The 12010-nt window shown below is 63.1% G+C and carries 12 protein-coding genes; 9 read left to right on the plus strand and 3 right to left on the minus strand.

Translation table 11 applies throughout. The features are described 5' to 3' along the window. Positions 1-437: 437 nt before the first annotated feature. The 4 genes from ACQR13_RS05925 to ACQR13_RS05940 all read left to right on the plus strand — a co-directional run bounded on the left by ACQR13_RS05925 (position 438) and on the right by ACQR13_RS05940 (position 3376). Complete coding sequence (locus ACQR13_RS05925; protein WP_316191680.1) at positions 438-1265, plus strand: sterol desaturase family protein; 828 nt, start codon at positions 438-440, stop codon at positions 1263-1265. Between the two features lie 134 nt (positions 1266-1399). Next, entirely contained in the window at positions 1400-1900 is a 501-nt protein-coding gene (locus ACQR13_RS05930) for a pilus assembly protein N-terminal domain-containing protein (protein ID WP_434862652.1), read from the plus strand. A 301-nt stretch (positions 1901-2201) separates the two neighbouring features. After that, positions 2202-2747: a TadE/TadG family type IV pilus assembly protein gene (locus tag ACQR13_RS05935; RefSeq protein WP_315713819.1), complete on the plus strand. Its 546-nt coding sequence runs from the start codon at positions 2202-2204 to the stop codon at positions 2745-2747. Positions 2748-2791: 44 nt separating this feature from the next. Next, positions 2792-3376 carry a TadE/TadG family type IV pilus assembly protein gene (locus ACQR13_RS05940; RefSeq protein ID WP_434862653.1) on the plus strand — a complete coding sequence of 195 codons (585 nt, stop codon included), beginning with the start codon at positions 2792-2794 and terminating at the stop codon, positions 3374-3376. 196 nt (positions 3377-3572) lie between these two features. Here the strand turns inward: ACQR13_RS05940 and ACQR13_RS05945 are convergent, their stop codons facing one another. The 3 genes from ACQR13_RS05945 to ACQR13_RS05955 all read right to left on the minus strand — a co-directional run bounded on the left by ACQR13_RS05945 (position 3573) and on the right by ACQR13_RS05955 (position 5811). Continuing rightward, a complete protein-coding gene (locus ACQR13_RS05945; protein ID WP_006612155.1) occupies positions 3573-3785 on the minus strand; it encodes a cold-shock protein in 213 nt (70 codons plus the stop codon). A 301-nt stretch (positions 3786-4086) separates the two neighbouring features. Next, a complete protein-coding gene (infA, locus tag ACQR13_RS05950; protein WP_315804701.1) occupies positions 4087-4377 on the minus strand; it encodes a translation initiation factor IF-1 in 291 nt (96 codons plus the stop codon). Positions 4378-4401: 24 nt separating this feature from the next. Then, complete coding sequence (locus tag ACQR13_RS05955; RefSeq protein WP_434862654.1) at positions 4402-5811, minus strand: DEAD/DEAH box helicase; 1410 nt, start codon at positions 5809-5811, stop codon at positions 4402-4404. A 508-nt stretch (positions 5812-6319) separates the two neighbouring features. On the opposite strand from ACQR13_RS05955, the gene urtA reads away from it, so the two are divergent. From urtA to urtE, 5 genes are all read left to right on the plus strand, one after another. After that, positions 6320-7642, plus strand: a complete 1323-nt coding sequence (gene urtA, locus ACQR13_RS05960) for an urea ABC transporter substrate-binding protein (protein ID WP_316169515.1) — start codon at positions 6320-6322, stop codon at positions 7640-7642. 88 nt (positions 7643-7730) lie between these two features. After that, entirely contained in the window at positions 7731-9344 is a 1614-nt protein-coding gene (urtB, locus tag ACQR13_RS05965) for an urea ABC transporter permease subunit UrtB (protein ID WP_410051224.1), read from the plus strand. After that, a complete protein-coding gene (urtC, locus tag ACQR13_RS05970) occupies positions 9341-10504 on the plus strand; it encodes an urea ABC transporter permease subunit UrtC (RefSeq protein WP_316169514.1) in 1164 nt (387 codons plus the stop codon). The genes urtB and urtC overlap by 4 nt, the downstream gene beginning before the upstream one ends. A gap of 4 nt (positions 10505-10508) precedes the next feature. Further along, positions 10509-11270 (plus strand): urea ABC transporter ATP-binding protein UrtD, encoded by a 762-nt coding sequence (gene urtD / locus ACQR13_RS05975; RefSeq protein WP_316169513.1) that lies wholly within the window; start codon positions 10509-10511, stop codon positions 11268-11270. A gap of 3 nt (positions 11271-11273) precedes the next feature. Then, the gene (gene urtE, locus ACQR13_RS05980; RefSeq protein ID WP_316169512.1) at positions 11274-11969 is read left to right on the plus strand and encodes an urea ABC transporter ATP-binding subunit UrtE; all 696 of its coding nucleotides are present in this window, start codon (positions 11274-11276) and stop codon (positions 11967-11969) included. Positions 11970-12010 lie beyond the last annotated feature (41 nt).

The raw sequence follows: 12010 nt of genomic DNA on the forward strand, positions 1-12010 counted from the left end.
GTCGAACAAACTCTGGTCGTTGCGGCGTTCTCAGCACCGTGACCATGCGGCCACCGTAGGGGGCAGGAATTTCGGCGTAGTTAATTCGGTCGCCGAAACACGGCGACAAATGGCTGTTATTGTGCAGAGTAAACATTGGATGAAGCGCGGCACGACCATTCGAAATAACGCATGGCCACGCCGCAGTCGGTCTCGCTGAAAAGACGAGCGCAGGGTTTTGGCCGTCATGCCCGGCCCCATCCATCGCCGGGCCTGCTCCGCATTCCACACTATCCACACGATATTCATGGGGCCGTGTCGACCTGGCTGGTGGAGCATGTGGCTCGAGGTCGATCGCGCTGGGCCGATCGGCAGGGCGGTTCTGCGGGCGCGCAGGTTCACGGCTCCTTAAGCGCCAGGGAGTACCCCTCGGAACAGTTCATGAGATGAGGAATGTGATGTCCGGTCTGCCATGGGAAGTCGCGCTGATGCTCGGCCAGACCATCGAGAAGGTGTTGCCGATCACCTTGATGCTGGCAGTGGTGTTCTCGGTGCTCAGTCACTTCTGGGCCTGCAATCCCGGCAAGCCGTGGTGGCAGAAGCGCGAGCTCGTCACCGACGTGGTCTACTGGTTCTTCGTGCCGGTGTTCGCGCGGGTGCTCCGCATCGGCTTTCTCGTGCTCGGCGCCAGCGTTGTCTTCAAGATCCGCGACGCCGACGAGTTGATCGCCTTCTATGAAAACGGGCACGGTCCGCTGGCGCAGCTTCCCGAATGGCTGCAGGGGGTGCTCTTCCTCGTGCTCTCCGACTTCATGCTGTACTGGATGCATCGTCTGTTCCATGGCGGCGAGTTCTGGAAATACCACGCGGTTCACCATTCGTCGGAGGATCTTGAGTGGATTTCGGCGGCCCGCTTCCATCCGATCAACCTGATCCTCGGCACGATCGCGGTCGACGTCATCCTCTTGATGGCCGGCATCTCGCCCAATGTCATGATCTGGGTCGGACCGTTCACGACGTTCCATTCGGCCTTCGTCCACGCCAATCTCAACTGGACGCTGGGCCCGCTGAAATATGTCCTCGCCACACCCGTCTTCCATCGCTGGCACCACACGTCGATGGAGCAGGGCGGCAACACCAATTTCGCCGGCACGTTCCCGATCTGGGACATCCTGTTCGGCACGTTCCGGATGCCGGAGGGGCAGTTGCCCATGGCCTACGGCAAGGACGAGGCGACGATGCCCGGTGAGTTCGGCGGTCAGCTCGCGTTTCCGTTCCGAAGATGACGTGTTCTGCAACCGCCCGAGGCTTCGTCGCGACGTTTGCAGATCATTCACCAATTGAGCGCAGATTTGCCGCGTCGGGCGCCGTCACCGCTGCGTATCGCTTGAGACGGCTCGTCAATGTCCCGGGGTTGAGTATGTCGTTCTGTGTGTCGCGTCGTTCTAGTGTTTCCCTCGCATTGCGGGCGGCTGTCGCCGCGGTGCTGCTGTGGCCGGCTGCCGCCTTGGCGGAGCCTGATCCCGCCATCGCCGTGAATGTCGACCAGGCCAAGCTGGTCAAGTTGCCCGACCGGGTCGCGACGCTCGTCGTCGGCAATCCGATGATCGCCGATGTGACCTTGCAGAGCGGCGGCATCATCGTCGTCACCGGCAAGAGCTACGGTGCCACCAACTTCATTGCGATGGATCGCGGCGGACAGGTTCTGATCGATCGCCAGATCCAGGTCGCCGGACCCACCGACCAGCTCGTGACGGTGTATCGGGGCGTCGATCGTGAGACCTACAGCTGCATGCCGATCTGCCAGCGCCGGGTGACCTTGGGCGACGGCGACAACTACTTCAAATCGGTGCTCGACCAGGCTGGAACGATGTCCAGCACGGCGAGCGGCAACGCGGCAGCGGCCTCGAAGACCAACTGAACGCTGGCCTGGCCATGCTTGGCCGGGTCGATGGCAGCGCCTGACCGGATCTCCACGCGCCTCCGCACCGCGGTGAGCCTTGCCGCCGGTGCTGCGGCTGGATCGCCCGATTCGTTTGGTTTCGAGGGGCGGACAGGTAGCGCGCTGCCTCGAAGGGCTGGCTGCGAGCGAACCCCAAGCATGGTTAGCGGGAGGTTGATGCGGCGGGCCATACTGTCCGTATCGTAGGAAACTCTTTCCCAAGGAGTTTCCGCTATTCGTTTCACTCAGGTTGATGTGCCTTCCCAGTCCGGATGACCCCATGCAAGCCCCCGTCTCCTTGACCGCTTCGATGCGCCGGCTGTTGCGCCGCTTCCGGCGCAACCGGCGGGCATCGGCCGCGCTCGAATTCGCGCTGGTCGCGCCGGTCTTCTTTGCGCTGCTGTTCGCGATCATCGAAACGGCGCTGATGTTCTTTGCCGGCCAGGTGCTCGAGACGATCACGCAGGACTCGGCGCGCATGATCCTGACCGGACAGGCGCAACAGGGCGCCTATACGCAGTCGCAGTTCGCGAGCTACGTCTGCACCCAGGTTCCCGCGCTGTTCGATTGCAACAAGATCTATATCGACGTGAAGAGCTACTCCTCGTTCGGGAGCGTCTCCATCAGCAACCAGATCGACAACAGCGGCAACTTCGTCAACAACATGACCTACAGCCCGGGCGCCGCCGGAGACATCGTCGTCGTCAGGCTGTTCTATCAATGGCCGATCTTCGTGACGGGGCTCGGCTACAACATCGCCAATCTGAGCGGCAGCAAGCGGCTGCTGGTGGGTACGGCCGCATTCAAGAACGAGCCGTATTCATAACACTGACCTCGCGAGCTGCGTCTGAGGAACACCAGGAATTCATCATGCCGTTGGGAAGAATGCCGGGTATGTTTTCGAGCCTGCGCCTGTGGCGTCGCATCGACGCCTTCGCTGCCGATCGTCGCGGTGTCGCGGCCACCGAGTTCGCATTCATCGTGCCGCTGATGCTGGTGATGTTCTTCGGCACGGTCGAATTCTGCTCGGCCATCGCCGTTGACCGGAAGGTCACCCTGATGGCGCGCACCCTGTCGGATTTGACCTCGCAATCGACCTCGGTCGGCGACAGCGACATGTCGAACTTCTTCGCCGCCTCGACCGGCATCATGTACCCGTATTCCACGACGCCGGTGAATGCGACGATCACCGAGCTCTATGTCGATCCCACCACCAAGCAGGCGACGGTGAAGTGGAGCAAGGGATCGACGCCGCGAACCGTCGGCATGACGGTCGGCGTGCCGGCTGAATTGCTGGTGTCCGGCACCTATCTGATCTTCAGCGAGGTGAACTACCAGTACGTTCCGACGATCGGCTACGTCATGGGCAAGACGGGCGTCAATCTCAGCGACGTCGCCTATACCCGCCCGCGGCAGTCGACCTGTGTGATGTATAGCCCGGCGACCTCCTGCTGAGGTGAGGGCTGCCGCAACGGAGCCCGCCCGGCCCCGGGGCCGCAGTCGCACGCGCCTGCGAACCGGAGCGGCCGACACTACGGTCTTTCGGACGAGCAGAACTCGGCGGCAAATATCAAGGCAATAAAAAAGGCCGCGCAAGGCGGCCTTTCGTTGTCCAGATGGGCAATCGCATACGCGATCGCCCGGGCGTCGCTCAATTGGCGGCGCGGAGATTGTCGGCCGACGACTTGCCCGAACGGCGGTCCGCCACGATCTCGTAGGAGATCTTCTGGCCTTCCCGCAGCGTGCCGAGACCAGCGCGCTCGACGGCGCTGATGTGCACGAACACGTCGTTGCCGCCGTCGTCCGGCTGAATGAAGCCATAGCCCTTGGTTGCGTTAAACCACTTCACGGTTCCCATGCTCACGGGGTAGTTCCCTTCTCAGATACCAAATGCGTAGCCCAGTCTCCTGGGCTGGTTAGATCGAATTTTTGGAAGGGTCGTCAGCGTCTGAACCGGCTGTACCGGTAATAGCTAATCTCGTCCGGCCGAAAATCGATTGCGGGATATATTATTGGAAATGCCCGCGCAAAACAATCCTGAGCTGCGCGAGAGTGCATGATTTTTTGACGCGCCGGCTCGACGCCGACGCGCTGAATTGTCGCTGATTGCGCAAGGCTTGATCAATCCGCCGGGCCGGGCGGAACATTGCTCCGCCCCAATGCCCCTAGCGCCGACGGAACTGGCCGCCGCGCTGCGCTGCGCCACGCGGAGGACCGCCGGGCGAGCTGGGACGCTCGTCCTTGTGGCGGAAGATCAGCCGGCCCTTTTCGAGGTCGTAGGGCGACATCTCGACCGTCACGCGGTCTCCCGCGAGCGTCTTGATGCGATTCTTTTTCATCTTGCCGGCGGTGTAGGCGACGATCTCGTGCCCCGCGTCGAGTTGTACCCGATAGCGTGCGTCGGGAAGGATTTCGGTGACCAGCCCTTCGAACTGGATCAGCTCTTCCTTAGCCATGTCTTTCTCCAGATCGATAGACGTCTAGTTTGGCCGTTGGTTGCGGTTTTGAGCGTGGTTTTTGGGTCTGCCCTCGCGATGCAGGAAAGCAACGCCTTGAATCGACCCGGCCTTAGCGCCGCCTTGCGACGGCCGCTGGGGCTCCTGACGATTGCCTGGCAGAGACGCCATCTTAGCATTGGAACGACGGTGACGGCGAGGGCCTTTTGCGGCGGTGCCACCCTCGTTGGTCCGCGCATTCTGCATGCCAGGACGGCCACCGCGCTGAGGCGGCTTGGCCGGTGCAGCGGCCTCGCGGAGGCCGGGCGTGCGGCGATCGTCGCGCGGCAGCGAGATCTTGATCAGCCGTTCGATGTCGCGAAGGTAGGACAGCTCGTCCGATCCCGCCACGAGCGAAATCGCAACGCCCTCGGCGCCGGCGCGCGCCGTGCGGCCGATCCGGTGGACGTAGGTCTCGGGCACGTTCGGCAGGTCGAAATTGACGACATGGCTGACGCCGTCGACGTCGATGCCGCGGGCCGCGATGTCGGTTGCGACCAGGGTTCGGATCTCGCCGGTCCGGAACGCCGCCAGGGTGCGCTCGCGGTGGTTCTGCGACTTGTTGCCGTGAATCGCCTGGGCGGGGATGCCGGCTCTTTCGAGGCTCTTCACGACCTTGTCGGCGCCGTGCTTGGTACGGGTGAACACCAGCGCGCGGTTGACCGGCTCCTGCTTGAGCAACTGAGCGAGAAGGTTCGGCTTGGCCGAGTGGTCAACGTGGATGACGCGCTGGGCAATGCGCTCGACCGTCGAGGAGACGGGGGTCACCGCGACCCGCGCGGGGTCGCGCAGCATGGCGTCCGCGAGCTCGGCGATGTCCTTAGGCATGGTGGCCGAGAAGAACAGCGTCTGCCGCTTGATCGGCAGCTTGGCCACGATCTTCCGGATGTCGTTGATGAAGCCCATGTCGAGCATGCGGTCGGCTTCGTCGAGCACCAGGAACTCGACATGGGTCAGCTTCAAAGCGTTGCTCTGAACCAGATCGAGCAACCGGCCAGGGGTGGCAACCAGCACTTCGAGGCCGGGCATGATAGCGCGGACCTGGCGCCCCATCGGCACGCCGCCGATCGCGAGCGCCGAGCTCAGCCGGATGTGCCGGCCATAGGTGTTGAAGCTGTCGAGGATCTGACCCGACAATTCGCGGGTCGGGCTCAGCACCAGCACGCGTGCCGTCTTCGGCTGCGGCTTGATCCGGTTCTGCAGCAAGCGGTGCAGGATCGGCAGTGCAAACGAGGCCGTTTTGCCGGTTCCCGTCTGGGCGATGCCGATCACGTCGCGGCCTTCGAGCGCGAGCGGGATGGTCTGGGCCTGGATCGGGGTAGGGGTGGTGTAGTTCTCTTCCTTCAGCGCGCGCGTCAGCGCGTCGGCGAGGTTAAAATCCTGGAAGGATGTCAAAAGATGGGGCTTTCCATAAGAGGATAAGGCCCGTGTCGGCAGGCAGCCGGACGCGGGTGGGTGGTTGAGAGACACCCGCGTGTTTGGAGCGCCTAGATTGGATGGGTGAGAATGCGAAGCCAGAAGCTCTGGTCGAGCTAAAGAACACGCGGCTTGCAAAGATCCGGCCGATTCGCCTTGATCTACCAGCTATATGGAACAGGTGGACGGCACTTTCAAGGCCGGTGCGCAACGGATTGGCTTTCCGGGTGGTACTCGGCTGCTTTAAATTTAGCCATTCGAAACAAAGTGCATAAATTCTGCGCTGTATGCCATCTGATTAATCATCGAGCTTGCTCAATCCGGAAGCAGAAGGCCGCGGCGCCTCTCTACGAGAACGCCCAGTTCCACTTTTGTGTCAATGCCTTAGCAGATGTGCACGGCATGGCACACTTCTTGCGATTCTGCCTGCGCAGACCGCCGGCCGCCTTGGCTGCGAAGCACGTCTGCGTCAGGGAGATATTACCTCATGCTTACTCGACTCACTCAGGAATTAACGGCGCCGTTCAGCCGCCGTCGCTGGCTGGCTGCTGCTGCCGGCCTGGCGCTCGGCGCAGCCGGCTTTGGCCCGGCCAAGGCCGCCGACGACACCATCAAGATTGGCGTTCTGCATTCTCTGTCCGGCACCATGGCCATCAGCGAGACCACGCTGAAGGATACGATCCTGTTCCTGATCGACGAACAGAACAAGAAGGGCGGCGTGCTCGGCAAGAAGCTCGAGGCCGTCGTGGTCGACCCCGCTTCGAACTGGCCGCTGTTCGCCGAGAAGGCGCGTGAGCTGATCACCAAGGACAAGGTCGCGGTCGTGTTCGGCTGCTGGACCTCGGTGTCGCGCAAGTCGGTGCTGCCGGTGTTCAAGGAGCTGAACAGCATCCTGTTCTACCCGGTCCAGTACGAAGGCGAGGAGAGCGAGCGCAACGTGTTCTACACCGGTGCGGCGCCGAACCAGCAGGCGATCCCGGCGGTCGACTACCTGATGAAGGAAGAGAAGGTGAAGCGCTGGGTGCTGGCCGGCACCGACTACGTCTATCCGCGCACCACCAACAAGATCCTCGAAGCCTACCTGAAGTCCAAGGGCGTGGCTCAGGACGACATCATGATCAACTACACGCCGTTCGGTCATTCCGACTGGCAGACCATCGTCGCCGACATCAAGAAGTTCGGCTCGGCCGGCAAGAAGACCGCCGTGGTCTCGACCATCAACGGCGACGCCAACGTTCCGTTCTACAAGGAGCTCGGCAACCAGGGCATCAAGGCCAAGGATATTCCGGTCGTCGCATTCTCGGTGGGTGAGGAAGAGCTCGCCGGCATCGACACGAAGCCGCTGGTCGGCCATCTCGCCGCCTGGAACTACTTCGAGTCGATCAAGACCCCGGCGAACGAGAAGTTCATCAAGGACTGGCAGGCCTACACCAAGAACCCGAAGCGCGTGACCAACGACCCGATGGAAGCGCATGTGATCGGCTTCAACATGTGGGTGAAGGCGGTCGAGAAGGTGAAGTCGACCGATGCGGACAAGGTCATCGACGCCCTCCCTGGCACCGAGGCCCCGAACCTGACCGGCGGCGTGTCGAAGATGCTGCCGAACCACCACATCACCAAGCCGGTGTTCATCGGCGAGATCAAGGGCGATGGCCAGTTCAGCGTCGTCTACAAGACCAAGGACCTCGTCCCGGGCGACGCCTGGTCGAAGGAGCTCGAGGGCTCGAAGGACCTGATCGGCGACTGGGTCGGCAAGAAGTGCGGCAATTTCAACGTCAAGACCAACAAGTGCCTGGGCTCGGGCTCCTGATCTCGACCTGACGCGACCACGACGACAGGAGAAGGCGGTGATGTTGCCGCCTTCTCCTGACCTCCTGAACTCCTGCCGGGGTTGTCCAGTGCCTGCTTTTTTTCTGGCGATCATTCGCCGTCTGCTTGTTTTGCTCGCCCTGATCGCCGTTTCCGTTCCCGCCTTCGCAGCCAGTTTCGAAGAGTCCGTCGCGAAGTTCGCGAACGATGATTTCTCGGACACGGACGAGGCCGTCGGCGAGATCGCCGTGTCGGGCAACCCGCTGGCTTTCCCGATCATCAGCGCGCTCCAGGACGAGCGGCTGATGTTCGATGCCGACACCAAGAAGGTCTTCATCAAGCAGGCCGACGGCAAGATCATCGATGCTGCCACCGGCGCCGCCGTCGACAAACTGCCCGACAATGCCGCCGCCGTCAGCCTCAACAACCGGCTGCGCCGCAGCGTCGATGCCGCCCTCGGTGGTTTGACGCTGCTGTCGCCGGATACCAACACGCGCCTGACCGCCGCAAGATCGGTGTTCAAGTCGCATGACGAGGCGACGTTGCCGACGGTGGAGTCGGCGCTCGCCAAGGAAACCAATCGCGCCGTGAAGCAGGCGCTCACCGAGGCGCGTGCCGCCATCCTGCTGTTCAAGTCGGACGCCAGTGAGGTCGACAAGCTCGACGCCGTGGCCACGATCCGGTCACGCGGCGACCAGGAGGCGCTGGCGCTGCTGACGGAAATCAGCGGCGGCGATCAGCCGGCAACCGTGACCAAGGCTGCGGCGAGTGCGATCTCCTCGATCCAGGGTTCGCTGGCCGTCTGGTCCGGCGTCCAGAACGCCTGGTACGGATTGTCGCTCGGGTCCGTGTTGCTGCTCGCCGCGATCGGGCTTGCCATCACCTTCGGCGTCATGGGCGTCATCAACATGGCCCATGGCGAGATGGTGATGCTGGGGGCCTACACCACCTTCGTGGTGCAGGAGGTGATCCGTACCCGCTACCCGGCGCTGTTCGACTACTCGCTGCTGATCGCAGTCCCGCTTGCTTTCCTGGTGGCCGGCGCGATCGGCGTGCTGATCGAGCGTACCATCATCCGCTTCCTCTACGGGCGTCCGCTCGAAACACTGCTGGCCACCTGGGGCCTGTCCCTGATCCTGCAGCAGGCGGTGCGCTCGGCCTTCGGTCCGACCAACCGCGAGGTCGGCAATCCCTCCTGGATGAGCGGTGCGTTCGAGCTCGGCCAGATCACCGTCACCTACAACCGGCTCTGGATCCTCTGCTTCACCATGGCCGTGTTCGCCATCCTGCTGGCGATGCTGCGCTACACCGCGCTCGGCCTGGAGATGCGCGCGGTGACACAGAACCGGCGCATGGCGGCGTCGATGGGCATCGCGACCTCGCGGGTCGATGCGCTCACCTTCGGGCTCGGCTCCGGTATTGCCGGCATCGCCGGGGTGGCGCTGTCGCAGATCGACAATGTCAGCCCGAATCTCGGCCAGAGCTACATCATCGACTCCTTCATGGTCGTGGTGTTCGGCGGCGTCGGCAATCTCTGGGGCACCTTGGTCGGCGCCTTCACGCTCGGCATTGCCAACAAGTTCCTGGAGCCGGTCGCCGGCGCCGTGCTCGGCAAGATCGCGATTCTGGTGCTGATCATCCTGTTCATTCAGAAGCGCCCGCGCGGCCTGTTCGCGCTCAAGGGCCGGGCGGTGGAAGCATGATGCCGCACGTCCTCACCCGGTCGCTGGACCGCGCTGCGACCATCTTCGTGCTCGTGGTCGCCGCCTGCGGCGTGCTGATCCCGCTGTCCAACCTGCTGCTGCCGGCCGGCGCGGCGCTGCAGGTGCCGACCTATCTGGTCGCGCTGTGGGGCAAATATGTCTGCTACGCGATCCTGGCGCTCTCCATCGACCTGATCTGGGGTTATTGCGGCATCCTCTCGCTCGGTCACGGCGCGTTCTTCGCGCTCGGCGGCTATGCGATGGGCATGTATCTGATGCGCCAGATCGGCACCCGGGGCGTCTATGGCAATCCGATTCTGCCGGACTTCATGGTGTTCCTGAATTATTCCAAGCTGCCCTGGTACTGGCACGGCTTCGACATGTTCTGGTTCGCAGCTTTGATGGTGCTCGTGGTGCCCGGCCTGCTCGCCTTCTGCTTCGGCTGGCTCGCCTTCCGCTCGCGCGTCACCGGCGTGTATCTGTCGATCATCACCCAGGCGATGACCTACGCGCTGCTGCTTGCCTTCTTCCGCAATGATTTCGGCTTCGGCGGCAACAACGGCCTGACCGACTTCAAGGACATCCTCGGCTTCAACGTCCAGGCGGAAGGCACCCGCGCCGCGCTGTTCGCACTGAGCTGTCTCGCGCTCATTCTGGCGTTCCTGATCTGCCGGGCCGTCGTGTCGTCGAAGCTCGGCAAGGTGCTGATCGCGATCCGCGACGCCGAGTCGCGGACGCGTTTCCTCGGTTATCGCGTCGAGTCCTACAAGCTGTTCGTGTTCACGCTGTCGGCGTGCATGGCCGGCGTCGCAGGCGCGCTCTACGTTCCTCAGGTCGGCATCATCAACCCATCCGAGTTCGCGCCCGGCAATTCGATCGAGGCCGTGATCTGGGTCGCGGTCGGCGGCCGAGGCACGCTGGTAGGTGCTGCGCTCGGCGCCGTCGTCGTGAACTACGCGAAGACGTTCTTCACCTCGGGCGTGCTGGCGCCCTACTGGCTGTTCATGCTCGGCGCATTGTTCGTGCTCGTCACTCTGCTGCTGCCCAAAGGCATCATCGGCACCTTCAATTCCTGGTGGGATCAGCTCGGCAGCAGGAGGCTGAGCGCCGAGAGCGCCGCCCGCGAGGACGGCGTCACCGAACCCAAGATGGCGGAGTGAGCGCATGAACGTGATGGACACCCGCGCGACGTCGTCGCTGCTCTATCTCGACGGCGTGCACGTCTCGTTCGACGGCTTCCACGCCATCAACAATCTCTCGCTGACGCTCGAGCCCGGCGAGATGCGCGCCATCATCGGCCCGAACGGGGCCGGCAAGACCACGATGATGGACATCATCACCGGCAAGACCAAGCCCGACGAGGGCACGGTGCTGTTCGACGGCAAGACGGATCTCACCCGCCTCGACGAGACCCGCATCGCCGAGCTCGGGATCGGCCGCAAGTTTCAGAAGCCGACCGTGTTCGAGAGCCAGTCGGTCGAGGACAACCTGCTGCTCGCGCTCAATGTCGATTACAGCGTCAAGGGCACGCTGTTCTGGCGCGGCTCGAGGAGCGAGTCCGAGCAGATCGACCGGGTGCTCGAGACCGTGCGGCTCAAGGATGCCAGACGCAAGCTCGCCGGCAGCCTGTCGCACGGCCAGAAGCAGTGGCTGGAGATCGGCATGCTCCTGGCACAGGACCCGAAGCTGCTGCTGGTCGACGAACCGGTCGCCGGCATGACCGACGTCGAGACGCATCAGACGGCTGAGCTGCTCAAGGAAATCAACAAGGATCATACCGTCATGGTCGTCGAGCACGACATGACCTTCGTGCGCGAGCTCGGCGTCAAGGTCACCTGCCTCCACGAAGGCACGGTGCTGGCCGAGGGCACCATCGATCAGGTGTCGTCGAACGATCGGGTGATCGAAGTGTATCTGGGGCGCTAGGCGATGTTGGACGTCAAGGACATCAACCTCTATTACGGCGCCGCCCAGGCGCTGCGCGGCGTCTCGATCGCGGCGGAGCCCGGCAAGGTCACCTGCGTGCTCGGCCGCAACGGCGTCGGCAAGACCTCGCTGCTGCGGGCGCTGGTCGGACAATATCCGCTGGCCTCCGGCAGCATCACCTTCGATGGCGCCGACATCACCCATCTCAAGCCCTATGAACGGGCGCGCAAGGGCATCGGCTTCGTGCCGCAGGGGCGCGAGATCTTCCCGCTGCTCACGGTGGAGGAGAACCTCAAGACCGGCTTCGGACCGCTGAAGCGCAGCGATCGCAGCATCCCGGACGACGTGTTCTCGCTGTTTCCGGTGCTGGAATCGATGCTCGGCCGCCGCGGCGGCGATCTTTCCGGCGGCCAGCAGCAGCAGCTTGCGATCGGCCGTGCCATGGTGATGCGGCCAAAGCTCCTGCTTCTCGACGAGCCGACCGAGGGCATCCAGCCCTCGATCATCAAGGACATCGGCCGGGCGATCTCGTATCTGCGCAATCTCGGCAACATCGCGATCGTCCTGGTCGAGCAGTATCTCGACTTTGCCTGCGAACTCGGCGACAACTTCGCCGTCATGGATCGCGGCGCGGTGAAGTTCACCTGCACCCGCGCCGATCTCGATCAGGCCGAGATCAGCCGCCAGATGGCGCTGTGATCATCACGTAACTTCTCGACGCGGTCTCGCCCGCGTCTGGT

It is taken from the genome of Bradyrhizobium sp. HKCCYLRH3059, from assembly GCF_051168035.1.
GTDB lineage: Bacteria > Pseudomonadota > Alphaproteobacteria > Rhizobiales > Xanthobacteraceae > Bradyrhizobium.